The 25,820-nt window shown below is 59.4% G+C and carries 28 protein-coding genes; 17 read left to right on the forward strand and 11 right to left on the reverse strand.

Annotated elements, in window-relative coordinates:
• The first annotated feature begins 136 nt into the window (after positions 1-136).
• The 9 genes from puuE to O8B93_RS24400 are packed head-to-tail and all read left to right on the forward strand — an operon-like array spanning position 137 to position 4,513.
• Positions 137-1,060, forward strand: coding sequence for an allantoinase PuuE (gene puuE, locus O8B93_RS24360; protein WP_269712402.1), 924 nt, complete (start codon positions 137-139; stop codon positions 1,058-1,060).
• On the forward strand, positions 1,060-1,557 hold the full coding sequence (gene uraD, locus O8B93_RS24365) for a 2-oxo-4-hydroxy-4-carboxy-5-ureidoimidazoline decarboxylase (protein WP_269712403.1): 498 nt from the start codon (positions 1,060-1,062) through the stop codon (positions 1,555-1,557). Before puuE ends, uraD begins: the two co-directional genes overlap by 1 nt.
• Before the next feature lie 53 nt (positions 1,558-1,610).
• Positions 1,611-1,904: a nucleotidyltransferase family protein gene (locus O8B93_RS24370; protein WP_269712404.1), complete on the forward strand. Its 294-nt coding sequence runs from the start codon at positions 1,611-1,613 to the stop codon at positions 1,902-1,904.
• Between the two features lie 32 nt (positions 1,905-1,936).
• Positions 1,937-2,263, forward strand: a complete 327-nt coding sequence (locus O8B93_RS24375) for a HepT-like ribonuclease domain-containing protein (protein WP_269712431.1) — start codon at positions 1,937-1,939, stop codon at positions 2,261-2,263.
• 3 nt (positions 2,264-2,266) lie between these two features.
• Positions 2,267-2,767 carry an ureidoglycolate lyase gene (locus O8B93_RS24380; RefSeq protein ID WP_269712405.1) on the forward strand — a complete coding sequence of 167 codons (501 nt, stop codon included), beginning with the start codon at positions 2,267-2,269 and terminating at the stop codon, positions 2,765-2,767.
• The gene (gene uraH / locus O8B93_RS24385) at positions 2,764-3,120 is read left to right on the forward strand and encodes a hydroxyisourate hydrolase (protein WP_269712406.1); all 357 of its coding nucleotides are present in this window, start codon (positions 2,764-2,766) and stop codon (positions 3,118-3,120) included. The genes O8B93_RS24380 and uraH overlap by 4 nt, the downstream gene beginning before the upstream one ends.
• Positions 3,121-3,125: 5 nt before the next feature.
• Positions 3,126-3,875, forward strand: coding sequence for a metallophosphoesterase family protein (locus O8B93_RS24390; protein ID WP_269712407.1), 750 nt, complete (start codon positions 3,126-3,128; stop codon positions 3,873-3,875).
• Positions 3,876-3,927: 52 nt separating this feature from the next.
• Entirely contained in the window at positions 3,928-4,179 is a 252-nt protein-coding gene (locus tag O8B93_RS24395; protein WP_269712408.1) for a type II toxin-antitoxin system Phd/YefM family antitoxin, read from the forward strand.
• A 49-nt stretch (positions 4,180-4,228) separates the two neighbouring features.
• A complete protein-coding gene (locus O8B93_RS24400) occupies positions 4,229-4,513 on the forward strand; it encodes a Txe/YoeB family addiction module toxin (RefSeq protein ID WP_269712409.1) in 285 nt (94 codons plus the stop codon).
• A gap of 3 nt (positions 4,514-4,516) precedes the next feature.
• On the opposite strand, the gene O8B93_RS24405 is transcribed toward O8B93_RS24400, so the two are convergent.
• Complete coding sequence (locus tag O8B93_RS24405) at positions 4,517-5,788, reverse strand: D-alanyl-D-alanine carboxypeptidase (RefSeq protein WP_269712432.1); 1,272 nt, start codon at positions 5,786-5,788, stop codon at positions 4,517-4,519.
• A gap of 189 nt (positions 5,789-5,977) precedes the next feature.
• Between O8B93_RS24405 and O8B93_RS24410 the strand changes: the two genes are divergently transcribed.
• Complete coding sequence (locus O8B93_RS24410) at positions 5,978-6,562, forward strand: TetR/AcrR family transcriptional regulator (protein ID WP_269712410.1); 585 nt, start codon at positions 5,978-5,980, stop codon at positions 6,560-6,562.
• Positions 6,559-6,903 (forward strand): DMT family transporter, encoded by a 345-nt coding sequence (locus O8B93_RS24415; RefSeq protein WP_269712411.1) that lies wholly within the window; start codon positions 6,559-6,561, stop codon positions 6,901-6,903. The genes O8B93_RS24410 and O8B93_RS24415 overlap by 4 nt, the downstream gene beginning before the upstream one ends.
• A gap of 196 nt (positions 6,904-7,099) precedes the next feature.
• Here the strand turns inward: O8B93_RS24415 and O8B93_RS24420 are convergent, their stop codons facing one another.
• The 4 genes from O8B93_RS24420 to puuD form a co-directional block, all read right to left on the reverse strand.
• Positions 7,100-8,233, reverse strand: coding sequence for an alpha-hydroxy acid oxidase (locus tag O8B93_RS24420; protein ID WP_181423864.1), 1,134 nt, complete (start codon positions 8,231-8,233; stop codon positions 7,100-7,102).
• An 80-nt stretch (positions 8,234-8,313) separates the two neighbouring features.
• Complete coding sequence (locus tag O8B93_RS24425) at positions 8,314-9,033, reverse strand: sulfite exporter TauE/SafE family protein (RefSeq protein ID WP_269712433.1); 720 nt, start codon at positions 9,031-9,033, stop codon at positions 8,314-8,316.
• Between the two features lie 304 nt (positions 9,034-9,337).
• Positions 9,338-10,648 (reverse strand): guanine deaminase, encoded by a 1,311-nt coding sequence (gene guaD, locus O8B93_RS24430; protein WP_269712412.1) that lies wholly within the window; start codon positions 10,646-10,648, stop codon positions 9,338-9,340.
• On the reverse strand, positions 10,645-11,907 hold the full coding sequence (gene puuD / locus O8B93_RS24435) for a urate hydroxylase PuuD (protein ID WP_269712413.1): 1,263 nt from the start codon (positions 11,905-11,907) through the stop codon (positions 10,645-10,647). The genes guaD and puuD overlap by 4 nt, the downstream gene beginning before the upstream one ends.
• Positions 11,908-12,370: 463 nt before the next feature.
• Here puuD and O8B93_RS24440 point away from each other — a divergent pair, with 463 nt between their 5' ends.
• Positions 12,371-12,709, forward strand: coding sequence for a hypothetical protein (locus O8B93_RS24440; protein WP_269712414.1), 339 nt, complete (start codon positions 12,371-12,373; stop codon positions 12,707-12,709).
• Here the strand turns inward: O8B93_RS24440 and O8B93_RS24445 are convergent.
• The 5 genes from O8B93_RS24445 to O8B93_RS24465 all read right to left on the reverse strand — a co-directional run bounded on the left by O8B93_RS24445 (position 12,685) and on the right by O8B93_RS24465 (position 19,658).
• Positions 12,685-13,614, reverse strand: coding sequence for a LysR substrate-binding domain-containing protein (locus O8B93_RS24445; protein ID WP_269712415.1), 930 nt, complete (start codon positions 13,612-13,614; stop codon positions 12,685-12,687). The genes O8B93_RS24440 and O8B93_RS24445 overlap by 25 nt on opposite strands.
• A 254-nt stretch (positions 13,615-13,868) precedes the next feature.
• A complete protein-coding gene (gene xdhC, locus O8B93_RS24450) occupies positions 13,869-14,708 on the reverse strand; it encodes a xanthine dehydrogenase accessory protein XdhC (protein WP_269712416.1) in 840 nt (279 codons plus the stop codon).
• 27 nt (positions 14,709-14,735) lie between these two features.
• A complete protein-coding gene (gene xdhB, locus O8B93_RS24455) occupies positions 14,736-17,075 on the reverse strand; it encodes a xanthine dehydrogenase molybdopterin binding subunit (protein WP_269712417.1) in 2,340 nt (779 codons plus the stop codon).
• Positions 17,076-17,275: 200 nt separating this feature from the next.
• A complete protein-coding gene (xdhA, locus tag O8B93_RS24460) occupies positions 17,276-18,745 on the reverse strand; it encodes a xanthine dehydrogenase small subunit (RefSeq protein WP_269712418.1) in 1,470 nt (489 codons plus the stop codon).
• Positions 18,746-18,881: 136 nt separating this feature from the next.
• Positions 18,882-19,658 (reverse strand): 3-hydroxybutyrate dehydrogenase, encoded by a 777-nt coding sequence (locus tag O8B93_RS24465; RefSeq protein ID WP_269701982.1) that lies wholly within the window; start codon positions 19,656-19,658, stop codon positions 18,882-18,884.
• Between the two features lie 28 nt (positions 19,659-19,686).
• Between O8B93_RS24465 and O8B93_RS24470 the strand changes: the two genes are divergently transcribed.
• From O8B93_RS24470 to sbmA, 5 genes are all read left to right on the forward strand, one after another.
• Positions 19,687-19,866, forward strand: coding sequence for a hypothetical protein (locus O8B93_RS24470; protein ID WP_269712419.1), 180 nt, complete (start codon positions 19,687-19,689; stop codon positions 19,864-19,866).
• Positions 19,867-19,890: 24 nt separating this feature from the next.
• Positions 19,891-20,952, forward strand: a complete 1,062-nt coding sequence (locus O8B93_RS24475) for an LLM class flavin-dependent oxidoreductase (RefSeq protein ID WP_174030060.1) — start codon at positions 19,891-19,893, stop codon at positions 20,950-20,952.
• 54 nt (positions 20,953-21,006) lie between these two features.
• On the forward strand, positions 21,007-21,759 hold the full coding sequence (gene map, locus O8B93_RS24480; RefSeq protein WP_269701985.1) for a type I methionyl aminopeptidase: 753 nt from the start codon (positions 21,007-21,009) through the stop codon (positions 21,757-21,759).
• A gap of 316 nt (positions 21,760-22,075) precedes the next feature.
• Positions 22,076-23,266 (forward strand): MFS transporter, encoded by a 1,191-nt coding sequence (locus tag O8B93_RS24485; RefSeq protein ID WP_269712420.1) that lies wholly within the window; start codon positions 22,076-22,078, stop codon positions 23,264-23,266.
• 183 nt (positions 23,267-23,449) lie between these two features.
• On the forward strand, positions 23,450-24,718 hold the full coding sequence (sbmA, locus tag O8B93_RS24490; RefSeq protein WP_269712421.1) for a peptide antibiotic transporter SbmA: 1,269 nt from the start codon (positions 23,450-23,452) through the stop codon (positions 24,716-24,718).
• Between the two features lie 54 nt (positions 24,719-24,772).
• On the opposite strand, the gene O8B93_RS24495 is transcribed toward sbmA, so the two are convergent.
• Positions 24,773-25,756 carry a polysaccharide deacetylase family protein gene (locus O8B93_RS24495; RefSeq protein ID WP_269712422.1) on the reverse strand — a complete coding sequence of 328 codons (984 nt, stop codon included), beginning with the start codon at positions 25,754-25,756 and terminating at the stop codon, positions 24,773-24,775.
• Between the last annotated feature and the right edge of the window lie 64 nt (positions 25,757-25,820).

The raw sequence follows: 25,820 nt of genomic DNA on the forward strand, positions 1-25,820 counted from the left end.
CATTCCGCATGCGAATGCTACCGTTCGACATCGCATATCCGAAGCGCGCCTGCCTGTCCGGCCCGGCAAGGTTCGGAGGTTTATCTTATCTCCCGCAACCGGCTTGCGCCCCGGGAGAGATGTTCTGGGTGGCTGAATGATTTCCGAAAATTACTCCCGCAATCTGGTGGGCTATGGCCGCAACGCTCCTGATCCGAAATGGCCGGGCGGGGCGCGCATCGCCGTGCAATTTGTCATCAATTACGAGGAGGGCGGCGAAAGCTGCATTCTCGACAATGACAAGGCATCGGAATCGCTGTTGTCGGAGATTGTCGGTGCCCAGCCCTGGCTCGGCCAGCGCAACCTGAACATGGAATCGATCTACGAATACGGCTCTCGCGCCGGCTTCTGGCGGCTGTGGCGCATGTTCACCGGGCTTGGCGTCACCACCACCGTTTATGGTGTGACAGCCGCCATGGCCCGCAATCCCGAGGCTGTCGCCGCCATGAAGGAAGCGGGCTGGGAAATCGCCAGCCACGGTTATCGCTGGCTGGAATACAAGGACTTCTCCGAAGAGGAAGAGCGCAAGCACATCATCGAAGCGGTGCGCCTGCATACCGAACTGACGGGTGAGCGTCCCTACGGCATGTATCAGGGCAAGCCATCCGACAATACGCTGCGCCTCGTCATGGAGGAGGGCGGCTTCCTTTATTCATCCGATTCCTATGCCGACGATCTGCCCTATTGGGTGAAGGGGACGAGCGATGAGCCGTTCCTGATCATTCCCTATACGCTCGATACCAACGACATGCGTTTTGCCACGCCGCAGGGTTTCAATTCCGGCGATCAGTTCTTCACCTATCTGAAGGATGCATTCGACGTGCTTTATCAGGAAGGTGTCGAAGGCGCGCCGAAGATGATGAGCGTCGGCCTGCATTGCCGTCTTGTCGGTCGGCCGGGCCGGGCCGCGGCGCTGCGCCGTTTCATCGAATATGTGCTTGGTCACGAGAAGGTGTGGATTCCGCAGCGCCTCGAAATCGCCCGCCACTGGCATGAACACCACAAGCCGGAGACGCTTTGATGGTGACGCGCGAGGAATTTGTCGCCCGTTTCGGCGGCGTGTTCGAACATTCGCCCTTCATCGCCGAAAGGGCCTACGATGCTGGCGGCGCAGGCCTGGAACTGACGGCGAAGGCGGTTCACGGGGCCCTTTGCGCACAGTTCCGGGTGGCTTCCGAGGCGGAAAGGCTTGGCGTTTTGCGGGCGCATCCCGATCTCGCCGGCAAGCTGGCGATTGCGGGCGAACTGACCGCCGACAGCCGCAACGAACAGGCCGGTGCCGGGCTCGATCGGCTTTCGCCGGAGGAGCACGCACGGTTCACCCAGCTGAACAGCGCCTATACCGAAAAATTCGGCTTTCCCTTCATCATCGCCGTGAAGGGGCTCAACAGGCAAGATATTCTCTCCGCCTTCGAGACCCGCATCGACAACGACGCGGCGCAGGAATTCGCAACCGCAACAGCGCAGGTGGAAAAGATCGCCTGGCTGCGTCTTGCCTCGATGCTGCCGGAAGGCTGAATTGGCGAGTACGGGCGGTTCTGCTAGGATCGCGCTGTCTGGAGATTGAGATCATGAGACCGTCCGAGGTGCTGGAAAAGAACAGGGAGGCGATCCGCGAAGCGACGAAGCGCTTCAACGCGGCAAACCCGCGTGTGTTCGGCTCCGTGGCCCGTGGCGAAGACAGGCCGGACAGCGATCTCGATATTCTGGTGGATGCCCTGCCGGGCACGACACTGCTTAGTCTTGGCGGTTTGCAGGATGAGTTGGAGCAGATGATGCTCGGTACTAAAATCCATCTTCTGACGCCCGGGGATTTCCCCGAACGTTTGAGAGGCAGGGTGCTCTCCGAGGCAAAACCCATATGAGCGGGGACCGCCGGCTTGATCACCTCGCCGATATGGAGCGCGCTGCAACCTCCGCCGTGGGCTTCGTTGCCGGAATGAAGAAGGATGATTTTTTTTCCGATGTGCGAACACAGCATGCAATCGGAATGTGCCTCATCGTCATCGGTGAGGCTGCGGTTCGGCTGATAGAAACCGCCCCGGATTTCGTTGTCGAACATTCCGATTTCCCATGGCATGCGGTGCGTGGATTGCGAAACCGCATCGCTCATGGCTACTTTGCCCTGGACATGGAAATCATCTGGGAAACCGCACAAACCACAATTCCCGATCTGCTCGCCAAACTTGAGGCGATGCGCAACTGGCATGCCCAAGGTGAGTGACATTTGACCGATTTTCTCGAGATCAAGCCTCTGACCAAAGAGGCGTTCGCGTCCTTCGGTGATGTGATCGAAATAACGCCCTCTTCCATGCGCCACATCAATGGTGGCCAGACCGAGCGACATCATGCGCTTGCAGCGCCGGAGGCTGCGGGCGAGGGCGCGCGCATCATTCTCAATATCTTCCGGGGCCAGCCACGCGTCTTTCCGCACAGGATCGACATGATGGAGCGGCATCCGCTCGGCAGCCAGAGCTTTTCGCCGCTCTCCGGTCGACCTTTCCTCGTTGTCGTCGCGGAAGATGATGGCGGCCGACCCACCCGGCCACAGGTGTTTCTGGCGCGGGGCGATCAGGGCGTGAATTATCGCCGCAATGTCTGGCATTATCCGTTGATGCCGTTGCAGGCGGTTTCGGATTTTCTGGTTGCCGATCGCGAAGGGCCGGGTAACAATCTGGAAGAGTATTTTTTCGATGAGCCCTTTATGATCGCGGAGCCCAGCCTATGACCGGTTTGACGACCCATGTCCTCGATGCTGCCCATGGTGTGCCCGCTGAGGGGCTGACGATCGAGCTTTACCGGCTCTCCGGGGATCGCCGGGAGAAGATCAAGACAGTGAAGACCAATAGCGACGGTCGGGTCGATGGCGGGCCGCTGCTTGTCGGCGACAGTTTTAAGGCTGGTGAATACGAACTGGTTTTCCATGCCGGCGATTATCTGCGCGGCAGGGGCGTTCAATTGGCGGAGCCGGCCTTTCTCGACATCATCCCCATTCGCTTCGGCATTGCCGATGAAAGCGGCCACTATCATGTGCCGCTTCTGCTTTCGCCCTATAGCTATTCCACCTATCGAGGAAGCTGATAGCCATGATCTTTGCCGCGATTGCCGATATTCACGGAAACTGCGCAGCACTGGAAGCCGTGCTGGAGGATATTGCCAAGCTGGGCATCAAGGACATCGTCAATCTCGGTGATTGTTTCAGCGGCCCGCTGGAGGCAGGTTTTACCGGCGACGTGCTTGTGGGCAACTGGATACCGAGCATTCGTGGTAATCATGACCGGGAGCTGATCGAGCGTGCGCCGGAAGAGATGGGCAGCTGGGAGAAGCCGGCGCATGCGCAGCTCACCGCCGCGCATCTGGACTGGCTGCAGACGTTACCCTTCAGCATGGTGTTCAGGGATGTCGCCTATTGCTGCCATGGTTCGCCGCTCGGCGATCTCGACTACTGGCTGGAAACGCTGTCGCCGGAAGGCATGCTGAAACTGCGGCCTCTCGCTGAAATCGAGGAGAGGGCGCAAGGTATCACTCAGCCGCTGATGCTGTGTGGCCATACCCATATTCCCCGTGCGGTGCAGCTTTCCGATGGCCGGCTGATCGTCAATCCCGGCAGCGTCGGCTGCCCCGGCTGGAAGGATGACACGCCTTTCGACCATCATGTCGAGGCCGGGCATGCGCTTGCCACCTATGCCGTACTGGAAGAGACCGGGCGTGGCTGGCAGGTCTACTTCCGGAATATCCGCTACGATAATTTGGCCATGTCTGAAATGGCGCGGGTCAACGGTATTCCCTATCTCGCCGACGCGCTGACGAACGGGTGGCTTCGCAAGCCGTCTTGAATATTTCGAAGAGTTGTACTATTTGTTGTACAACTCTCTTGGAGGTTCTTCCATGCGCACCGTCATGTTTTCGAAAGCACGCGAATCTCTCGCATCTCTTCTGGACGAGGTATCGCAGGATCGTGTCGCGCTGGAAATTGTGCGCCGCGACAAGCCTTCCGCGGTCCTTATCGACAAGGACGAATATGAAGGGCTGATGGAGACCTTGCACCTCTGCTCTTCACCGGAAAATTTTGCCAGGCTACGAAAGTCGATGTCAGACGTGAATGCTGGCGCTTTCGAAAGTCACGATCTCATCGACTGATCTTTAAACTGTCGCGCATGAGTGCGAGCTTCTAACCGGAGAAAACCTCATGCAGCACAGCGGCACAGTTACTCTCGGCTGGAGCCACGAAGGGTGGGAAGACTATCTCCACTGGCAAAAATATGATCGAAAGATGCTCCAACGCATCAACGAACTCATCAAGGACTGCAGACGGCATCCGTTTGAAGGTATCGGAAAGCCAGAGCCGCTGCGCTTTCAGCTCAAGGGCCTGTGGTCACGCAGGATTTCCCAGGAACATCGTCTTATTTATGAGCTTCGCGGCGAAGGGGAAGCGGCAGTGCTGATCATCCATCAGTGCCGTTTCCATTATTAATCCTCACCCCTCGCTGGTCATCACCACGCAGGCATAGGACTGCGCCTTCAGTTCCTTGCAGGCCGATACGGCCGAAGACTGGTCTTCGAAGCCGGTGAAGCGGGCGCGGTAAAGCGTTGCCGATCCGCTTTGAACGGCCTCCGTATAGGGGGCGATCCCGGCATAGTTTCCGATATTGGAACGGGCATTGGCGAGCAGGGAGCGGGCGGCGGCTTCGCTGTCCGTTGCGGCAATCTGCACTTCCCAGCGGCTTCTCTCGCCGGTCGTAGCCGCGGTGGGAGCGGGTCTTGGAATGGCGGAGACCTGCATCATGTCGGCCATCTGGCTGTTGGCGGTGGCAATCTGCATGGCGACCGGATCGGCGCGGCGTTCGGCGAACATCGGCAATGGTATGGCTGCTGGAGGCAGGGCTGCGGCCACATCGAAGGTGCGGCTGACATTGGCACTAGCGACGAGCTGTTCGGTGTTGCGGCTTCTCGAAGCCTGCGGCACGGCCTTGTCCAGAAGAGCGGCCATCTGGGCATCGCGGCTGCGGGCGGTCTTGCCGCCCAGCACAACGCCGACGACACGGCGGCCATTGTGGTTGATGGCGCTGACGAGGTTGAAGCCGGAGGCATTGGTGTAGCCGGTCTTGATGCCGTCCATGCCCTGATAACGATACATCAGATTGTTATGGCCGCGGATGCGTTTTCCCTGGAAGCTAAAGGATTCCATGGCGAAGAGGCCATATTCCTTGGGGAAGTCGCGCTGCAGCGCCAGGCCGAGCCTGGCCATGTCGCGCGCCGTCGTCACCTGGGATTTGCTGGGCAGGCCCGAGGCATTACGGAACACCGTTTTCGACATGCCGAGCTGGCGGGCCTTGCGGGTCATCATTTCCGCGAACCGTGCCTCGGAGCCGCCGAGGTGGTCGCCCATGCCTTCCGCCATGTCATTGGCGGATTTGACGATCATGCCATAAACGGCTTCGCGCACGGTGAAGGTCTGGCCCTGACGCACGTAGAGCTTCGAGGGGATGACCGATGCGCCGTTTTTGGACATGGTTATCTTCTGGTCCCAGCGAAGCCTGCCGGCGTGCAGCGCCTCGAAGGTCATGTATAGCGTCATCATCTTGGTGAGCGAGGCGGGGTGGTTCAGTACATCGGCATTGCGGGCGGCCAGCACCTTGCCGGTATTGGCATCCATGATGAAGTGGGCGTAACCGGCCTGGGTAGGCGATGCCTGCAAGGAGAGGATCGCGCAAAAGAAGGTGAGCGCGAAGACCCATGCACCCGCCATTCCCCGTTTGTCCATTCCCGACATAATCCACCCCTTTTGTTCGACCGCCACGATGGGCGAAGTTTTACTGACACTTTCCGGCAACAAAACCGCTAAAACTTTAGAGATCGCTTTCATGCCTAATTAAGTATGAATTTCAACCCGAGGGCTGCCCCCACAATTTCCTTGCAAAGAAACCAACCATCCGGTATGTTTTGGAGCATGTCAAATGCACATGAACGCAGGAAGCAGCCCGAAATCGTACGCCGCAATCTTCTGGATTGCGCGGCGAAACTTGCTGCCGATCAGGGCGTTGTAGCACTTTCCGTGCAGGCGGTGGCGGATGCGGCGGGGGTGACAAAGGGTGGGCTGTTTCATCATTTCCCCTCCAAGCAAGCCTTGCTGGAAGCGGTCATGACAGACCTTCTGACCGCGCTGGATGCGGAAATCGATGCGCTCGTCTCACAGGATTGTGAAGCTTACGGATGCTTCACCCGGGCCTATTTGAACGCGGTTTTCGATGATCGAGACCGGGATTCGGGCAGGCAATGGGCGGCAATCTCGGTTTCCATGGTCGGCGAGCCGTCGCTTCGGCGCATGTGGACCAGCTGGGTCGAGGGGCGTCTTGCTCGTCATAAAGATACGGATGGCGGGGTGGTACTGGAGATGGTGCGGCTTGCGGCTGACGGCATCTGGTTTGCCGATCTTCTGGCCGATGATGGCAGGGCAGGCGGCGACAGGGCGGCTCTCAAGGCACGGATGATCGCCCAGACAAAAAAGGAAATGGAACGATGAACGCGGCTGTTTTTACCTATGGGGCGCTTGTCGCGGCCATTATCTGCGAGGTCATAGCGACCTCTTTCCTGCAGCAGTCGCAGCAATTCACCCGGCTATTACCGACGGTGCTGATGGCGGTTTTTTATGGTGCCGCTTTTTACCTGCTGTCGTTCACGCTGCGGGCACTGCCGGTCGGCGTTGCCTATGCGATCTGGAGCGGGCTTGGCATCGTGTTGATTTCCGTCATTGGATATTTCGTGTTCCGCCAGACGCTTGATATTGCCGCAGTCATCGGTCTCGGTTTCATCATCACCGGGGTGGTGATCGTGAATGTGTTTTCGAAGACGGTGGGGCACTAGGCTCTCTTCCTCCTCATTCCTGTGCCTGTCACAGGAATCCAGCCGGCGCGCGTCGGCGCGACGGAAAGACTCCTTTCAGCCCAAGGACTTGGGATGGCTGGATCCCTGTGACAAGCATAGGGATGAGGGAGGCAGCGCAGGGCGGGACTTTATGGCGCCGACTCTGAGGCTCTGCACCATCTAGTCGACGTCACCATCACGCCAGAATGCTGCGATCCACATCGGTGATCAGCCTTTTGCCACATAGTGCCATGCTGACATCCATTTCCTTGCGGATGATCTCGAGCGCCGTCGTCACGCCCTGTTTGCCATCAGCGCCGAGGCCATAGAGGAAGGGGCGGCCGATATAGGTGCCTTTGGCGCCGAGCGCCACGGCCTTCAGCACGTCCTGACCGGAGCGAATGCCGCCGTCCATGTGCACCTCAACCCTGTCGCCGACGGCATCGACGATTTTCGGCAGCATGGCGATGGAGGAATGGGCGCCATCGAGCTGGCGGCCGCCATGGTTGGAGACGATGATGGCGTCGGCGCCTGTGTCGAGCGACGCGCGTGCATCTTCCTCGTCAAGGATGCCCTTGAGGATCAGCTTGCCGCCCCAGCGTTCCTTGATCCATTCGACATCTTTCCAGGACAGGCGCGGATCGAACTGTTCCGCCGTCCATGAGGAGAGCGATGACAGGTCTGAGACGTTTTTGGCGTGGCCGACAATATTGCCGAAGCTGCGGCGTTTGGTGCGAGCCATGTCCAGGCACCATTGCGGCCGGGTCGCCATCTGCCAGATGTGCTTCGGCGTGAATTTCGGCGGTGCCGACAGGCCGTTGCGAAGGTCCTTGTGGCGCTGGCCGAGAATTTGCAGGTCGAGCGTCAGCACCAGCGCCGAGCATCCGGCGGCCTTGGCGCGATCGATCAGATTATTGACGAAGTCCCGGTCCTTCATCACGTAGAGCTGGAACCAGAAGGGTTTCGAGGTGACGGAAGCGACATCCTCGATGGAGCAGATGCTCATGGTGGAGAGCGTGAAGGGCACGCCGAATTCCTCCGCCGCTTTTGCGGCCAGCATTTCGCCATCGGCGTGCTGCATGCCGGTGAGCCCGGTGGGGGAGAGCGCGACCGGCATCGAAACCTTCTCGCCCACCATTTCGGTGGCCAGCGACCGGTCGGTCATATCCACCAGCACGCGCTGGCGCAGCTTTATCTTGGCAAAATCATCCTCATTGGCGCGGTAGGTGCTTTCCGTCCACGCGCCGCTATCGGCATAGTCGAAAAACATTTTTGGCACACGACGCTGAGCCTGTTGCTTCAGGTCCGCTATGGTCAGGATTTTGCCCATGGATAAAGCCTTCACATTTGAATGATGGCTTCACATAACATGAATGTGGCGGTCACGACATCAAAATCGACGGATTTCCATCACCAGAACGCCCGCAAAAACAGCTCGGCTCCCAGTATGAGCAGGCAGATGAGAAACCAGCGCCGGAATGTCGCCGGGCTGACGATGGTACGGATTTTCTGGCCAAGCCACATTCCGGCAAGGGCCGGCAGCACGGCCAGCGCGGAAAGCGACAGATGCTCGACGTGAAAGGCATTCTGGGAGGCGAGGCCAGCGGCGAGCGCGACGGTAGAGACGGTGAAGGAAAGGCCAAGCGCCTGCACGAGATCATCCCGGCTGAAACCGAGTGACTGGATATAGGGCACGGCGGGCACAACGAAAATTCCGGTGCCGCCGGTCAAAAGGCCGGTTGCCAGCCCCATGACCGGGGAGAGTTTTGGTTCCAGCCCGGACGGAATCGAGACGGGTCTGGCAAGCAGGCTATAGGCCGCGTAAGCAGCGAGGCAGAGGCCGAGCGCCGAGGTGGTCCAGACGCCGGTGCCTGATGTCATCAGCCGGATGCCGATGAGGGTGCCGACGGCGATGGCGATCATCATCGGCCACAGCCGTTTCACGATGGCCCGGAAATCCGGCCCGGCGAGCAATTGCCAGATATTGGTGATGAAGGAGGGCAGGATGAGCAGGCCGGCGGCAATGACCGGTGGCATGAAGAGGCCGAGCACGCCCATGGCGACCGTGGGCAGTCCCATGCCGGTCACGCCCTTGACGATGCCTGCGATGATGAAGGTCGCGAGAACCATGAGCATGGTGGTTGTGTCTAGATTCAGCACGGGGCACTCCAGAGGTCATTCGCATTTCGGCCGACCGGCGGCGGCAATCGCATGAAGCTCGGCGTTGCGCCGGGTTTCTTCTCCCCGAGGGGGAGAAGGTGGCCCGAAGGGTCGGATGAGGGGGCAGCGTTAGCGATGGACCGCACCCTCGCCCCCTCATCCCGCTGCCGCGGACTTCTCCCCGGCGGGGAGAAGAAACAAGCAGCGTCCGATCGCTCCATAGATAGCCTTGATATAAATGACGTTGCGGCTTTATGTTTCGGCCCCAGCCGAACTATGCCAGCACGCTTTTCATTGCCCTGCCGGCCACATAGGTTTCCACCACGGTGCGGTCATCGCCCATGGTCAGCATCAGGAACAGTTCTTCCGTCAGGCTTTTCACCACTTCCATCTTAAGGGCCATGGCGGGTGTGGAGGAGGCGTTCAGCACGGTGATGTCGGCATCCGTGCCGGCGTCGAGCGTGCCGATGCGGTCGACCATGGAAAGCGCTTCGGCATTACCGCGCGTCATCAGATACCAGCTTTCCAGCGGGTTCAGGCGCTCGCCCAACAATTGCTGGACCTTGTAGGCTTCATCCATAGTGCGCAGCATGGAATAGCTGGAGCCACCGCCGATATCGGTCGCAACTGCGATGCGCACCGGCTTTTCACGCCGCTGTAGCTTTTTCATCGGGAAGAGGCCGGAGCCGATGAAGAGGTTCGAGGTGGGGCAATGTACGGCCACCGCGCCGGTTTCCGACAGTACGTCCGCTTCGCGCTCCGAGAGGTGGATGGCGTGGCCGAGCAGGGTCTTGTTGCCCATCAGGCCGTATCGCACATAGATATCGGTATAGTCGGTCGCTTCGGGGTAAAGCTCGCAGGTGTATTTGATCTCGTCCAGATTTTCGGAGAGATGCGTCTGGATGAAGAGATCGGGAAATTCCTGCGCCAGCGCCTGGGCGGCCTCCATCTGCTTTGGGGTGGAGGTTATGGCGAAGCGCGGCGTGATGGCGACGTGGTTGCGGCCCTTGCCGTGCCAGTCGGCAATCACCTGGCGCGTCTCGTCATAGGAGGTTTCCGGCGTGTCCAGCAGGCCCTGCGGGGCGTTGCGGTCCATCATCACCTTGCCGCCCACCATCAGCATGTTGCGCTTCATGGCCTCCGTGAAAAAGGCGTCGGCGGAGGTCTTGTGCACCGAGCAATAGGCAGCGGCCGTGGTGGTGCCGTGGCGCAGCAGCTCGTCGTAGAAATGCGTGGCGATGCGCTGTGCATGGGCGCTTTCAACGAAGCGGCATTCTTCCGGGAAAGTATAGGTATTCAGCCATTCCAGCAGGTTGGCGGCATAGGAGCCGATAACCTGCATCTGCGGGAAATGCAGGTGCATGTCGATGAGGCCGGGCACGATGAGATGCGGCCGGTGATCCTTTTCCTCGACGTCTTCGGGGGTTGTCTTACGGATATCGGCATATTCGCCAATAGCGGCGATCCTGCCATTTTCGAGCAGCAGGCCGCCATCTTCGATATAGAGATAGCTTTGCGTATCGTCGATTGCGAGCGGCGCGCGGCGGAAGCTCAGCAGGCGGCCACGCAGCAGAACCATGCTCATTCAGTCTTTCCTTCGGCTTTTCCAGCCCCGGAAACCGCACTTTCATACCATGCGGTCAGCACCTTGCGCTCATCCGGGGTGATGGCGGTGATGTTGCCGGGAGGCATGGCATGGCTGCGGCCGGCTTGCAAATAGATTTCGCGCGCATGGGCGGCGATCTGTTCGTCGGTTTCGAGCTTCACGGATTTGGGTGTGAAAGGCACGCCTTCCCAGACAGGCTCGGCCGCATGACACATGGAACAGCGACCCTGAACCACATCACGCGCCTTGGTAAAATGAGCGTCGCTGACGAATTGCTGCTGCATGGGGGAGAGCGTCGCGGCCTTCTGCTCCTCCTCGCCGGTCAGCACTTTCGGCACGGTGGAAAGCCACATGATGACGATGAAGATGAGGGCGGTGAGAAGCCAGGTCCATGTTGGTTTACCCTTGCGGGCATGGGTGGTGTTGAACCAGTGCCTGATAGTGACGCCCATCAGGAACACCAGCGCTGCGATGATCCAGTTGAACTCAGTCGCGAAAGCCAGCGGATAATGGTTCGACAGCATGAAGAAGATGACGGGCAGCGTCAGGTAGTTGTTGTGCAGTGAACGCTGCTTGGCGATGCGGCCATATTTCGGGTCGGGCGTGCGCCCGGCAATCAGGTCGGCCACGACGATCTTCTGGTTCGGAATGATGATGAAGAACACATTCGCCGACATGATGGTGGCGGTGAAGGCACCGAGATGCAGGAAGGCGGCGCGGCCGGTGAAAACCTGCGTATAACCCCATGCCATCGCCACCAGCGCGACGTAAAGCACGATCATCAGGCCCCAGGTATTGTTGCCGAGTGGGGATCTGCAGAGGAAATCGTAAAACAGCCAGCCGATGGCAAGCGAGGCGAGCGACAGACAGATGGCCTGGAACTGGGTAAGCGCCAGTACGGAATGATCGATCAGGAAGAGATCCGCCCCGCCATAATAAACGATGCAGAGCATGGCGAAACCGGAAAGCCAGGTGACGTAGCTTTCCCATTTGAACCATGTCAGGTGCTCAGGCATCTGGGCAGGCGCAACCAGATATTTCTGGATGTGGTAAAAACCGCCGCCATGCACCTGCCACTCCTCGCCATAAGCCCCCGGCGGCAGATGCGCCCGTTTGACCAGCCCGAGATCGAGCGCAATGAAATAGAAGGATGAGCCGATCCAGGCGATGGCGGTGATGACGTGGAGCCAGCGGACGGCAAAGGCCATCCATTCCCACGCAATGGCGTATTCGTACATGCGGTTCCCCTGATCCTTGTGCAGCGCACCTTGCGAGAAATTTGACCGTTAGGAAAGGGAAAAGCAGCGGTCGGGGAGTGATTGTTCACAATCCGATGGTCTTGTGTCCACAACCCGGTTCGGGCCGCGAGGGGACCGCCGCAAGCCCGGTAAAGTTGCAATGCGTGCTTCCTGCCGCATAGTTTGTGCTTAGCTGGCTAACGCGACTCAGCTATTATCCTGTAAGCGGCCCGCCGATGTGCTAAAATATAGGGCTGCGGAGCTTTTAAAGCTCCCATGACATGTTTCGCTGGCGGTTATTCCGAAAGCGGGTGCTGCGAACCCTGTGGCGGGGGCAGATCAGGGGCAGGTGTCGCAGTTTCCGGTGCCGTTGTGTCCGGGTACGTGTTGATGTGTGGAATTTGAATGAAGGGACGCAATGACCTTCCGGCAGCCGCCGTTGTTTTCAACGGAGACCATGCCGATGCGCCTTGTTCTGACGGTCCTCCTTCTGCTGCTGGCGTTCAGTGCCACAGCACTTGCCCATGAATCCCACAAGGGGTTCAAATATGAGAGCTATTGCTGCAATGGCGACGCCCAGACGGGAGATTGCCAGATGATCCCCACGCGAAGTGTGCGCGTGACGCCAGATGGTTATGAGGTTTCACTCGCCCCCGGCGATCATCGCATGGTGACGCGACGCCATGTCTTCAACTGGTCGCAAAGCGAGGCGAGGCGGTCCGAGGACGGCGAATATCATCTCTGTCTGTTTCCGGATGAGGATACGCCACGCTGCTTTTATGCGCCTGACATGGGGTATTGATGGGGCTGCTGCGGCCGGCTTTCCTCGATCCGCTTTAATATCCAGTCGCGAAACAGCCTTATCTTGCGAATGTTCCTGCGGTTTTCGGGATAGACAAGCCAGTAGTTCTTGCCTTCGCTGCTGAGATGCTCGAAGGGCTGGTACAGGCGGCCGAGCGCGATCTCATCGGCGTAAAGTTCAGGGGTGAGCATGGCCACCCCCTGATTGGCAATTGCCGCGGCGGCTTCGAAGGCCTGCACATTGAGGCGGCTGCGCGGATAACGGTCAAGGCCCGGATTTTCGACGCCCACCTCGCGAAACCACTGGCTCCACCAGATATCGCCGGGATCGATGATGCGCAGGCGTAGCAGATCTTCCGGCCTCTGCAATCCGCCGATGCTCTCGGCGAGGTTTGGATGCAGCATCGGCGTATAAACGCCGCGTAGCAATTGATGATACGCCAGCCCCTTGCCATCGTCGCGGCTCCAGCGAATGGCGACATCGCAGTCGGACTGGGCAAAATCGATCAATGCGCTCGATGTATCGAGCCGCACGGCGATGGAGGGGTGCTCGAGCTGGAAAGCGCCGAGATGCCGCGACAGCCAGCGCGACGCGAAGGTCGCCGTGGAATGGATGGTCAGGGTGGCGTCGGACGTGTCGCGCACATTGTCGACGGCCTCCCGCAGGCTGTTGAAGGCCTCCGCCACTTTCGGCGCCAGTTTCTGCCCGGCCTCGGTCAGTAAAACCTGCCGTGCTTTGCGGATAAAGAGAGGCTCACCGATATTCTCCTCCAGCAGCTTCACCTGATAGCTGACAGCCGTTTGCGTCATGCCCAGCTCTTCACCGGCCTTGGTGAAACTCAGATGCCTGGCGGCGGCATCGAACACACGCAACGCATTCAGCGGGAACTGGCGAGACATCTTCATGGATAAGTTCTCTTTATGCTAAATACCAAAGGTTTCATTGGTTTTTATCCGAAAATCAAGTCATTTTCAGTTCCATAGATCAACTGAGCTTCTGAAAATTCGGATGGAGATGAACATGCGCACAGCATTCTTGCGCGCGTGGTCCCGCTTGCGCGCGGGTCTGCGGACAGCGGAACATTTTGCTTTTGAGAGCTTTCGGCCGGACAATCTGGCCGATGAAAGCCTGCCTGATGCGTTGAAGCGCGATCTCGGCCTCAGGGATGGGCGGGCTGGTGTTTGCGGGGATTCCCAGTTTCGGTGGCAGAAAACGCTTGAAGCAACTCGGCTGCCACAAGGGCCGCTATGACGGCGGGACGCTTGTCCCTGACGCCGATGCCACCGATGGGTAGCGTCAGTCTTGCAAGGCGGGAAGCGGGTTCTGCCTGATCCGCCAGCCAATGGGCGAAGGTGGCGCGTTTGGTCTTCGAACCGATCATGCCGACATAAGCGAGATCGTCGCGGGCAAGCGCTTCCTTCGCAATCAGGAAATCGAGCGCGTGATCGTGGGTGACGATGATCGCCGCGCCGTTTGCCGGGATTTTTTGAACGAATGCTTCCGGCATAGGCGTGAGGATGGATGCGATGCCTGCCGGAATGTCGCGTAGCTCGCTTTCACGGGTTTCCACCACAGTAAGGGTCAGCGGTAACAGCGACAGGGCATCTGCCAGCGCCTTGCCGACATGACCTGCGCCAAAAATGAAGACGGCGGGCTGCTGTTCGGTTTCGCCCTTCAGCCGCGCCTCAAGCCCGGCAGCGATCTCTGCCGTCATCAGTCGGAAGCGGATAAGGGTGCGACCGCCGCAGCACTGGCCTATTTCCGGCCCTAGCGGAATATCCATGCGGTCTTCGGCAGCACCTGTTCGCAGCATGGCACGGGCGTGGTCTATCGCCATATATTCGAACTGTCCGCCGCCGATGGTTTCCCACAGGTCAGCCTGTGAGACCAGCATGAAGGTGCCGGCCTCGCGTGGGGATGAGCCTTTTACGGCCTCGATTTCCACGAGGATTGCGGGGGCTGGGCGGGCGAGGAAGGCGGAGAGGGAGGTGTCAGGCATTGGGGCTTGGCCGCATGGGTACTCCCCTCACACCTTCTTCAACCGTTCCACCGCCATCAGCACCCGCTCAGGCGTTGCCGGTGCATCGAGGCGCGGGCAGACCTTGTAATCGGCGACGGAGGCGACGGCCATGGAGAGGGCTTCGAGAACCGAGATCGCCAGCATGAAGGGCGGTTCGCCCACGGCCTTGGAACGGCCGATGGTGGGCTCGGCATTTTCCGCCCATTCCGCCAGCTTGACGTTAAAGCTCTTCGGCCGGTCGGAGGCGAGCGGGATCTTGTAGGTGGAAGGCGCGTGGGTGCGCAGCCGTCCCTTGCCGTCCCACCACAATTCCTCGGTGGTCAGCCAGCCCATGCCTTGGACGAAGGCGCCTTCGATCTGGCCGATATCGATGGCCGGGTTGAGCGATTTGCCGACATCGTGGAGAATATCGGTGCGTTCCATCAGATATTCGCCGGTCAGCGTATCGATCGATACTTCCGAGCAGGCCGCGCCATAGGCGAAATAATAAAACGGCGTGCCCCGGCCCGCGGCACGGTCCCAGTGGATTTTCGGCGTCTTGTAAAAACCGGCGGCGGAAAGCTGCACGCGGGCGAAATAGGCCTTTTTGATGAAATCGTTGAAGGCGATTTCCTCAAGGCCGATGCGCACCCGGTTCGGCAGGAAGACGACTTCCTCTTCCGGCACGTTCCAGTTCTCAGTGGCGAATTTGACGAGCCGCTCGCGGATCTGGCGGGCGGCGTCATAGGCCGCCATGCCGTTAAGGTCGGTGCCGGAGGAGGCGGCGGTGGCCGACGTATTCGGCACCTTGCCCGTCGTCGTGGCTGTAATCTTCACCCTGTTGATATCCACCTGGAAGGCATCGGCCACCACCTGCGCCACCTTGGTATAAAGGCCCTGACCCATTTCGGTGCCGCCATGGTTCAGGTGAATGGAGCCGTCATTATAGATATGCACCAGCGCGCCCGCCTGATTGAAGGCGGTCATGGTGAAGGAGATGCCGAATTTGACAGGGGTGAGCGCGATGCCCTTGCGGATGATCGGGCTGGTTTTGTTGAACTCGATGATTGCATCACGTCGTGCGCGGTAGTCGCTTGACGTCTCCAGCTCCTCGACGACGCGGGCGATGATGTTGTCCTCGACTTCCTGATGATAGGGCGTCGTGGTGCGGCCGGAGCCGGTCTCGCCGTAGAAATTCAGCTTGCGGATATCGAGCGGGTCTTTGCCAACGGCATAGGCGATCTCCTCGATGAACCGTTCCGCCCCCAGCATGCCCTGCGGCCCGCCGAAACCGCGAAAGGCGGTGTTGGAGACGGTGTGGGTTTTCAGCGGCCGCGAGGTGAGATGCACATGCGGGTAGAAATAGCTGGAATCGGCATGGAACAGCGCGCGATCCGTGACCGGGCCGGACAGATCGGAGGAAAAACCGCAGCGCGCGGCATAGGTGGCGTCGACGGCGTGGATGCGGCCTTCTTCATCGAAGCCCAACTCGTAATCGACGCGGAAATCATGGCGCTTGCCGGTGGCGCTCATGTCCTCGTCGCGGTCCGGACGGATTTTCACGGCCCGGTTCAGCTTCTTGGCGGCGATGGCGCAAAGGGCGGCGAACTGGTTACCCTGCGTTTCCTTGCCACCAAACCCGCCGCCCATGCGGCGCACCTGCACCGTGACGGCATTGGACGGCACCTGCAGGATGTGGCTGACAATGTGCTGGATTTCGCTTGGATGCTGGGTGGAACTCCACAACGTCACCTCGTCATCCTCGCCCGGTACGGCCATGGCGATGTGGCTTTCGAGATAAAAATGCTCCTGCCCGCCGATCCGCATCGTGCCGGTGAGACGACGCGGTGCGACATCCATTTCGATCTTCGCATCGCCACGTTTCAGCGTCATAGGATTGATGACGAGCGCGCCGCCATTCTCAATTGCCGTATCGATATCGGTGAAATGCGGCAGGTCCTTATATGTGATCTTCGCCTTGCGGGCCGCCTTTCTGGCGATATCGCGGGTTTCGGCGAAAACCGCGAAGATCGGCTGACCGTGGAATTCGACCTTTGTCTCGGCGAGCAATGGTTCGTCGTGGCGACCGCCGGACGAGACATCGTTTTCGCCGGGCACGTCTTTGCCAACCATGACCCAGAGCACGCCCGGTGTGGCCTCCACTTCGGAAAGGTCCATCGAGACGATTTCGGCGTGCGCCCGGTCGGAAAGGCCGAGTGCGCCGTGGACGAGGCCTGCGGGCTCAGGGATATCATCGATATATTCGGCGCTGCCGGTTACGTGCTTATGGGCGGAGTCGTGCCGTAGCGACCTGTGGATGGGGCCGTCGATTTCGGTCTTGGTCTTGTCGAAGCTTGTGGTGTCCATGGTTCAAGCTCCTTCTTTGGGAATGATGGCATGGGGCAGTGACAATGACCCCTCATTCCTGTGCTTGTCACAGGAATCCAGCCGCCGCGCGTCTGCGCGTCGAGAGAGTCCTTCCAGCCCAAGGACTTGGGCTGGCTGGATTCCTGTGACAAGCACAGGAATGAGGGAGGTTGTGGGTGTCGCCATCACCATCGCCATCATCACGCTTCCTCCAGCGTGAAGCGCGCGAGTTCCTGCTTCTCGCCCGAAGTCTCAAGGAAGAACCGCGTCAGCAGGTTCTTGGCCGTCAATTGGCGATATTCGGCGGTGGCGCGCCAGTCGGTCAGCGGTGTGAAATCCTCGTCCAGCACATCGCGCGCCGCGTCGATGGCATCCTGCGACCACGCCTTGCCGAGAAGGGCTGCCTCCAGATGCGCGGCGCGTTTCGGCGTGCCGGCCATGCCGCCAAAGGCGATGCGGATGTCCTCGATGGTGCCGTCAGCGTCGAGCGTCAGATTGAAGGCGGCGCAGAGCGCGGAGATATCCTCATCCCGGCGTTTGGAAATCTTGTAGACGGCGTAGTGGCTTTCCGGCTTCTGGAACGGAATGAAAAGCTCTTCGACGAATTCGCCGCTCAGTCGATCCTGTTTGCCGTAATCGATGAAATAGCTCTCCAGCGGCACGGTGCGGCCGCCGGAAGACGAGCGCAGGGTGAGCGTCGCGCCAAGCGCGATCAGCGCCGGTGGCGTGTCGCCGATGGGCGAGCCGTTGGCGATGTTGCCGCCGATGGTTCCCATATTGCGCACCTGCTCGCCGCCGAGGCGGTTAAACAGCCGGGCAAGCGGTGGGAAATGGTCTGCAATGGTCTTGAAGGCCTGGCTGTAGGTGACGCCGGCACCGAGTGTCACGCCATCCTCATCCACCGTAATCGCCTGCAAATCGCCGAGATTGTTGATGAAAATGACGGGGTTCAGCGCCCGCATCTGCTTCGTCACCCACAGGCCCACATCGGTGGAGCCAGCGACGATGGTGGCCTTTGGTTCAGCAGCGTAAATCTCGGTCAAATCGGAAAGCGTCGCCGGAATGATGGTGCGATCCTCGCCTCTGACGACGGTGATCGTCTCGTTTTCGCGGATCGCCCAGAGCCGTGCCATGATGTCGGTGCGGTCCCGTTGCAGCGGATCGAAGAGCGCACTCGGGCGGGCCGCGGCGATTTTTTCGGCGGCCTTCACGATCGGCTCGTAACCCGTGCATCGACAGAGATTGCCTTGCAGCGCCTTTTCAATATCGGCGCGGCCGGGTTTTTCGCTTGATAGCCAGAGGCCGTAAAGCGACATGACGAAGCCCGGCGTACAGAAACCGCATTGCGACCCGTGGAAGTCCACCATGGCCTGCTGCACGGGGTGCAGCGTGCCATCGCGCGCGGCCAGATGCTCTACCGTGACGATGTGGGTGCCGTGCAGCGAGCCGAGAAAACGGATACAGGCATTGACGCTTTCATAACGCAGCGAACCATCCAGCAGCCGCCCGACCAGCACCGTGCAGGCACCGCAGTCGCCTTCCGCACAGCCTTCCTTGGTCCCGGTCAACCGCTTGCTGATGCGGAGGTAATCGAGAAGCGTGTCCGTCGGTCCGAAATCCCTGAGCGAGATGGTTTCGCTGTTGAGGATGAAGCTGATCGCGTCTTTCATGCAATGCCCTGCTTTTTGTCCGGCTGCCGAGCCGGTTTCTTGTCGTTATCTCTGCATATCTATGCACGACCGCGCGTGCATATCGATTTCCGTTTTGGCAATTCATTGTTTCCATAACGGAAAGAAAATCCGGCAATTATTGCGCCGTCCACCCGCCATCGACGGAAATATGCGTGCCGGTGATGTTGCTTGCGGCGTCACTTGCCAGAAACAGGGCAGCCGCCGCCACGTCATCGACGGTGACGAATTGCTTGGTCGCCTGCAATTCCAGCATCACGTCGTTCTTCACCGCCTCTTCGCTGATGCCGCGCATCTTGGCCATTTCAGGTATCTGCTTTTCGACCAGCGGCGTCAGCACATAACCCGGACAGATGGCATTGACGGTGACGCCCGTCTGCGCAAGTTCCAGCGCTGCCGTCTTCGTCAGGCCCATAATGCCGTGTTTGGCCGCCACATAGGCCGATTTGAACGGCGAGGCGACGAGACCGTGGGCCGAGGAAATATTGATGATGCGGCCTTTGCCGGCCTTCTTCATCAGCGGTATCGCGGCACGCATGGTATGGAAGGAACTGGTCAGATTGATGGCGATGATCCAATCCCATTTTTCCGTCGGGAAGTCCTCGATCGGCGCGATGTGCTGGATACCGGCATTGTTGATGAGCACATCCACCGAGCCGAGTTTTTCGTGGGAGGAATTGATAAGGTCGGCGATCTCGTCCGGTTTCGTCATATCGGCCGGGTGATAAAGCACGCGCCCGCCGCTTTCGGCTTCCAGCAAAAGGCGGAGTTTTTCAATCTCGTCTTCGTCGCCGAAACCGTTCAGCACGATATTGGCGCCTTCCCTTGCAAATCTCTGGGCGATGGCAAGGCCGATGCCGCTTGTGGAGCCTGTCACGATAACTGTCCGATGCATGCTTTCCCCTTTTTGCATTACTTCGCACATGTTTAAGCAGGTTATGCCCAAAGGGGGCGGGCTGGCAATCGCCATTTCGGGCGTCATCTCGCGGGCCATTTCAGGCAAGGGCGGCGCGGTGGCGAATCCGGCTGCGCCTATCCATTTTTTCGAAGCTAAGCTTCCAGATTTTGCGTTTGTCTGGGGGGCTGTGCGTCCCTATCTCTGAGGCAGGCAAACAGAGGTATCGTTTATGGAACTCGGTCTTTACACATTCGCGGATGTCAATCCCAACCCCGCCGATGGCCGCGGGCCGGAAGGCGCGCGCCGGCTGAAGGATCTTCTCGAGGAAATCGAGCTTGCCGATCAGGTCGGGCTCGATGTTTTCGGGCTGGGCGAGCACCACCGCCCGGATTATGTCGCTTCCTCGCCCTCCACCGTGCTTGCGGCTGCGGCTGTCAAAACCAGGAACATTCGTCTCACCAGCGCCGTCTCGGTGTTGAGTTCGGATGATCCGGTACGGGTGTTCCAGCAATTTTCGACCGTCGATCTTCTCTCGAACGGTCGCGCCGAAATCATGGCCGGGCGCGGCTCCTTCATCGAATCCTACCCGCTGTTCGGTTACGACCTTGAAGATTACGACGTGCTTTTCGCTGAAAAGCTCGATCTGCTGCTGGCGCTGCGCGAGCAGGAAATCGTCACCTGGTCCGGCACCAAACATCCGGCCATCAACGGGCGCGGCGTCTATCCGCGTCCGCTGCAGGAACGTCTGCCGGTGTGGATCGCGGTGGGCGGCACGCCGCAATCGGTGGCGCGGGCCGGGGCCATGGGCCTTCCGGTGGCGCTTGCCATTATCGGCGGCGAATATCGCCGTTTCGCGCCGCTGTTCGATCTCTACCATGAGGCAGCACGCCGGGCGGGGCAGGAAAAGACCAAGCTGCGCACCAGTATCAATGTGCACGGCTTCATTGCCGACACCACGGATAAGGCGGCGGACCAGTTTTACGGCCCGCAGGCGGAGGTGATGAACCGCATTGGCCGCGAGCGTGGTTGGGGGCCGACGAACCGCGCGCACTTCGATGCGGCACGCGGGCCGGAGGGCAATCTTTTCCTCGGCGAGCCGGAACTGGTGGCGGAAAAGATCATCAAGGCACATGGAGTGTTCAGGAATGATCGCTTCCTGCTGCAGATGGCCATCGGCCTGATGCCGCATGACCAGATCATGCGCGGCATCGAGCTTTATGGTACGAAAGTCGCTCCGATCGTCAGAAAAGAATTGACGGGGAGTGCCGATCCGGTGAAAGCCACGGCCTGATGATTACCAAGGCGGGCGTTTTCAGACCCGCCAAATAGAACGACGGACAGAGACATGGTCATTTCCACCGAAGAAGAACTGGTTCTGCTGAAGGATATCGGCCGTTTGTGCGCCGTTGCCATGCAGACCATGGCGGACGCGCTGGAACCCGGCATCACCACGGCCGAACTGGATGCTATCGGCCGCAAGGTGCTGGAGGATAACGGCGCGCAATCGGCGCCGGAATTCTGCTACAAGTTTCCCGGCGCGACCTGCATCAGCGTCAACGAGGAAGTGGCCCACGGTATTCCGGGGCCACGCATCATCAAGGCGGGCGATCTCGTCAATATCGATGTCTCGGCGGTAAAGAACGGCTTTTTCGGCGATACGGGTTCGTCTTTCGCCGTGCCGCCGGTGAAGAAGGATATCGAGCGCCTGTGCCGTGATGGCAAACGCGCCATGTGGACGGGCTTGCAGCAGGTGAAAACCGGCCGGCCCTTTGCCGATATCGGCAATGCCATCGGCGCTTTTGCCAAAAAGAACCGCTATACGCTGATCACCAACCTCGCCAGCCACGGCATCGGCCGTTCCCTGCATGAGGAGCCGAAGGAACTGGCGACCTGGCCCGACAAGGGCGAGCGCCGCATCATGCAGGAAGGCATGGTGTTCACCGTCGAGCCGTTTCTTTCGACCGGTGCCTATTGGGCCGAAGACGGCGACGATGATCCATGGACGCTCTATAGCGATCCGAGCGCTCCGACGGTGCAATATGAGCATACGGTGGTGGCGACGAAGAACGGGCCGCTGGTGCTGACGCTGGTTGAGTGAGGGGTGGAGCTGAGTTCCGTTCATCAAGGGCAACTACAAACGTCTATCTTCGTGTTCTGGCCCTTTAGTGGGGCGAGCGGGTGCCCCTTGTTTCTTCTCCCCGAGGGGGAGAAGTCCGCGGCAGCGGGATGAGGGGGCGCCCTCGCTGGATTTCGGAGAGCTTGCCCCCTCATCCGACCCTTCGGGCCACCTTCTCCCCGGCGGGGAGAAGAAACAAGGCGCAACATCCGACCATTCATGACAGATAACGACCGCTTATGACGCCGATCAAAATAACTCGCTTGTCGCTTATCCGCCCGGTTGCGATAAGCCATGCATGACCACCGACAAGCCACTTTCCGCCAGACATCTGACTGTACTCGGTTTCGCAGGCGCCCTCATGATGGCCTCCGCCATGGGTTTCGGCCGCTTTTCCTTCACCCCCATTCTGCCCGGCATGATGGCGGATGTGCCGCTTTCGGCGGGCGATGCGGGCATCGTGGCGGCGGGCAATTTTGCCGGTTATCTGGCGGGTGCGGTGCTGTCGGCCTATTCCTGGGGTTCGGGGAGGGAGCGGCTCGTAGCACTTGGCGGGCTGTTTTCCACCGCCGCGCTGCTGCTGGCCATGGCCGCTTTCAATTCCGTCGTGGCCTTCACCGTCATCCGGTTTCTGGCCGGTGTCGCCAGCGCGCTGACCATGATCTTCACGTCGCAGATGGTCATCGGCCACGCCATGAAGGCTGGCAAGGACCATATTCAGGCGCTGCATTATGGCGGGGKTGGCGCGGGTATCGCCATCTCATCGCTTGCGGTCTATCTGATCGGCGTGGTTTTTGATGGCGGCGGTGCCTCCTGGCGGGAGGAGTGGATCGCCGGTGCCGTCTTTTCCTTCCTGACATTCCTTCTTGTCTGGCGGGTGCTGCCCGCAGGCCCGCCGCGGCATGCGTCCTCGGTGGCCGAGCCGCCACTCCAATGGACGCGGCCGCTGTTTCTGACGACGCTTGCCTACGGGCTTTTCGGTTTTGGTTATGTCATCACCGCCACCTTCATCGTGGCGATTGCGCGCATGGCTACTGCCGGTGCCTTCGTGGAGTTTCTGGCCTGGTTCATCACCGGCTGCGCCGCCGCCATTTCACTGTTCCTGTGGAAACCGGTGCTGAAGTCGCAGGGATTGAAACGCGCTTTCGTGATCGTTCTCGCCGTCGAAGCCATCGGCGTCTTCGCTTCCGTGATGCTGCCGCCGGTGCCTGGTATTCTCGCGGGCGGTCTGCTTCTGGGGCTGACCTTCATGGTCATCACCGCCTATGGCCTGCAGCTCGGCCGGGAATTTGCCGGGCCAAGCCCGCGCCGCGCCTTCGCGCTGATGACGGCGGCCTTCGGAACGGGCCAGATCGTCGGGCCGCTGGCCGCCGGCTGGATTGCCGAGGTGACGGGCAGTTTTACCGCACCCAGTATTCTTGCTTCCGCGGTGCTCGTCGTCAGCATTCTCCTGATGCTGCCGGTGCTCGCTACCGAGCGGCGGCGTTAAGCAGCGGGCGGTCTCTCCCCGTCTTTCTGCGGTGTTCCATCGCGGCTCGTTTCGCCAGCTTCGCCTTACATCTTGTTAAGGTCCGCGCTTCTCCGTTGCTGTGCACAAATTTCTGCCCTAGGTTCGGGCCATCTAGTGCTTCGCCAATAATGGCTGATTTCAAACGCGCGTGAGTTCGAAAACGTGTTTCATTCCTTCTTTCCCAAGCCGAAAGCCTTCTTTACCTCCGCCATCGTTTGGGCCTTCTTCGCCATTCTTGCCTGGTATTTCATCTTTGAAAGGCTAGGGGCGTCCTGGGGTTATGTAATGCCCGAGCAGGAACCCTACGATCTCAGCTATTTTCTGGTTCCGGCAAATCTGTTCTTTTACGGCTATCTCGCATCGTGCCTGGTGTTATTCGGCGTTGTCTGGACCATCATCGCCAAGGATCACGCCTGGAAGCTCTGGTCTATCTGGGGATCGCTGCTGATTATCGCGGTGACCTATTTCGGCGTTCAGATTTCCGTCGTCATCAACAATTTCCGGCGGCCTTTCGGTGACCTTCTGCAAAATGCCCTTTCCAAACAACCTGGTATCGAAGTCTGGGATTTCTACAGCCTCCAGATCGTCTTCGCCAAGATTGCCTTTCTCAGCATGGCGGTTTCGATCCTGACGGATTTCTTCACCAGCCATTACATCTTCCGCTGGCGAACCGCGATGAACGACTTTTACATGTCCAAATGGGAAAAGCTGCGCCATATCGAAGGTGCTTCCCAGCGCGTTCAGGAAGATACGATGCGGTTCTCTTCCACGCTGGAGGCATTGGGCATCACCCTGATCAATTCGGTGATGACACTCGTCGTTTTCCTGCCGATCCTGTTTGCGCTGTCTTCCTATGTCTCCGAACTGCCGATCATCGGTGAAGTGCCGCATGCGCTGTTCTGGCTGGCGATCGTCTGGTCGATATTCGGTACGGTGCTTCTGGCAACGGTCGGCATCAAACTGCCCGGTTTGAACTTCCGCAACCAGCGCGTGGAAGCTGCCTATCGTAAAGAACTGGTCTATGGCGAAGATCACGCCGACCGCGCCCAGCCGCCGACAGTGAAGGAACTGTATTCCAATGTGCGGAAAAACTATTTCCGCATGTACTGGCACTATCTCTATTTCAACGTCGCACGGTATTTCTACATTCAGGCCGATGCGGTGTTCCTGCTCCTGATGCTTGTTCCCACCATCGTCGCCGGCAAGATCACCTATGGTATCTACCAGCAGATCGCCACGGCCTTCGGCCAGGTCAGCAATTCGTTCCAGTATCTGGTCAATTCCTGGACGACGATCATCGAGTTGCTTTCCATTCATAAACGTCTCGTGGCCTTCGAAGCGGCGATCGACGACAAGCCCCTGCCTGACATCGACGAGCGCTATCTGCAACGGGAAGCGGAAGCTGGTGAACTGGCGGCAAATAAGCCCTAAAACATATAAAAAAGGCGGCCGCGCGGCCGCCTTTTTATATGAACTGAGAGCCGCTTAACCCTCGGTCTTTTGCTTCTTGCGTGCCTCGATCATCGGCATCGCCTCGGCATAACTCACGCAGGCTACATCCTGTTTCCGGCAGACTTCGCGCAGCAGGCGCTCATAGGCGTTCCAATAGGCGCCGCCATTCATCTTCACGAAATGAAAGCCCATCTGCAGCGGAATGCGCTCGCCATTGTATTGTCTGTCGAAAGCGTTGCGGAAGGCCGTATAGGCGCGGTCTTCAAATTCCCTGGCGCGATCCGGCGTCTCGACGCCGATGGAATGGCGGATGAAGAGATTGTAGTCCATGGCGATGATGGGGCGGTTGCCCGGCCCTTCGGGAATGAGCGGCAGGCCGAAATGCTCGATACCGTCGCGCTCCGCCGGCCATTCCGGCCCCTTTGTGATGCTGGTGGCATCGTAAACGAAGCCGTGTTTTTTCTGGGCGGTGGTCAGCGCTGGCCCCTGCGACAGATAGGGGGCACGGAAGCCGTTGATCTTCTTCACCATCTCGCGCCAGCCTTCGGGCTCCTCGCCCTTCTTGCCGATCATCTGCCAGGCATTTTCCAGCGTGCTGGTGAAGGTGGTGAATTCGCCGTCCCATTGTTCGGCGGTCCATTGGCCTCCGTCGAAATGGCCGCAGGTGTGGTTGCCGATCTCGTGACCTTCGCGATAGGCGGCCCAGATGTTTCTGAGCCTTGCCTCCACCTCTTCCGGCGACTGGCCGAAGCCGACATTGGAGCGACCTGCCTTCTGGCCCGGACCCTGATAGGTCTTGGCGCTGGTCTTGCGGTCCATGACCAGCGTGCAGGCGAGGAAATAGGTGAAATGCGCGCCAACTTCTTTCGCGGTCGCCCGGCTTCTTTCCCACAGCGTATTGTCGCCCGCCCCATCAAAGGAGACGATGACGAGTTGCTTCGGCTTTTGCGCCTCCTCGGCAAAAGCGGGCAGGGCGGCGAGAAGCGACAGGGAAAAAGCGGTAAATTGGCGAAACATCAGTCATCCGTCATATGAAACACCGTGGCCTTTTGCGGGTGGAATAAGGCGAAGCTTTGAATAG

Source organism: Martinezella rhizogenes, assembly GCF_027460065.1.
Lineage (GTDB): Bacteria > Pseudomonadota > Alphaproteobacteria > Rhizobiales > Rhizobiaceae > Agrobacterium > Agrobacterium rhizogenes_C.

Coding starts and splice junctions, on each gene's coding strand:
- puuE (WP_269712402.1), top strand. CDS start 137: ATGATTTCCGAAAATTACTCCCGCAATCTGGTGGGCTATGGCCGCAAC.
- uraD (WP_269712403.1), top strand. CDS start 1,060: ATGGTGACGCGCGAGGAATTTGTCGCCCGTTTCGGCGGCGTGTTCGAA.
- O8B93_RS24370 (WP_269712404.1), top strand. CDS start 1,611: ATGAGACCGTCCGAGGTGCTGGAAAAGAACAGGGAGGCGATCCGCGAA.
- O8B93_RS24375 (WP_269712431.1), top strand. CDS start 1,937: ATGGAGCGCGCTGCAACCTCCGCCGTGGGCTTCGTTGCCGGAATGAAG.
- uraH (WP_269712406.1), top strand. CDS start 2,764: ATGACCGGTTTGACGACCCATGTCCTCGATGCTGCCCATGGTGTGCCC.
- O8B93_RS24390 (WP_269712407.1), top strand. CDS start 3,126: ATGATCTTTGCCGCGATTGCCGATATTCACGGAAACTGCGCAGCACTG.
- O8B93_RS24395 (WP_269712408.1), top strand. CDS start 3,928: ATGCGCACCGTCATGTTTTCGAAAGCACGCGAATCTCTCGCATCTCTT.
- O8B93_RS24400 (WP_269712409.1), top strand. CDS start 4,229: ATGCAGCACAGCGGCACAGTTACTCTCGGCTGGAGCCACGAAGGGTGG.
- O8B93_RS24405 (WP_269712432.1), bottom strand. CDS start 5,788: ATGGCGGGTGCATGGGTCTTCGCGCTCACCTTCTTTTGCGCGATCCTC.
- O8B93_RS24410 (WP_269712410.1), top strand. CDS start 5,978: ATGTTTTGGAGCATGTCAAATGCACATGAACGCAGGAAGCAGCCCGAA.
- O8B93_RS24415 (WP_269712411.1), top strand. CDS start 6,559: ATGAACGCGGCTGTTTTTACCTATGGGGCGCTTGTCGCGGCCATTATC.
- O8B93_RS24420 (WP_181423864.1), bottom strand. CDS start 8,233: ATGGGCAAAATCCTGACCATAGCGGACCTGAAGCAACAGGCTCAGCGT.
- O8B93_RS24425 (WP_269712433.1), bottom strand. CDS start 9,033: ATGGTTCTCGCGACCTTCATCATCGCAGGCATCGTCAAGGGCGTGACC.
- guaD (WP_269712412.1), bottom strand. CDS start 10,648: ATGAGCATGGTTCTGCTGCGTGGCCGCCTGCTGAGCTTCCGCCGCGCG.
- puuD (WP_269712413.1), bottom strand. CDS start 11,907: ATGTACGAATACGCCATTGCGTGGGAATGGATGGCCTTTGCCGTCCGC.
- O8B93_RS24440 (WP_269712414.1), top strand. CDS start 12,371: ATGCGCCTTGTTCTGACGGTCCTCCTTCTGCTGCTGGCGTTCAGTGCC.
- O8B93_RS24445 (WP_269712415.1), bottom strand. CDS start 13,614: ATGAAGATGTCTCGCCAGTTCCCGCTGAATGCGTTGCGTGTGTTCGAT.
- xdhC (WP_269712416.1), bottom strand. CDS start 14,708: ATGCCTGACACCTCCCTCTCCGCCTTCCTCGCCCGCCCAGCCCCCGCA.
- xdhB (WP_269712417.1), bottom strand. CDS start 17,075: ATGGACACCACAAGCTTCGACAAGACCAAGACCGAAATCGACGGCCCC.
- xdhA (WP_269712418.1), bottom strand. CDS start 18,745: ATGAAAGACGCGATCAGCTTCATCCTCAACAGCGAAACCATCTCGCTC.
- O8B93_RS24465 (WP_269701982.1), bottom strand. CDS start 19,658: ATGCATCGGACAGTTATCGTGACAGGCTCCACAAGCGGCATCGGCCTT.
- O8B93_RS24470 (WP_269712419.1), top strand. CDS start 19,687: ATGTTTAAGCAGGTTATGCCCAAAGGGGGCGGGCTGGCAATCGCCATT.
- O8B93_RS24475 (WP_174030060.1), top strand. CDS start 19,891: ATGGAACTCGGTCTTTACACATTCGCGGATGTCAATCCCAACCCCGCC.
- map (WP_269701985.1), top strand. CDS start 21,007: ATGGTCATTTCCACCGAAGAAGAACTGGTTCTGCTGAAGGATATCGGC.
- O8B93_RS24495 (WP_269712422.1), bottom strand. CDS start 25,756: ATGTTTCGCCAATTTACCGCTTTTTCCCTGTCGCTTCTCGCCGCCCTG.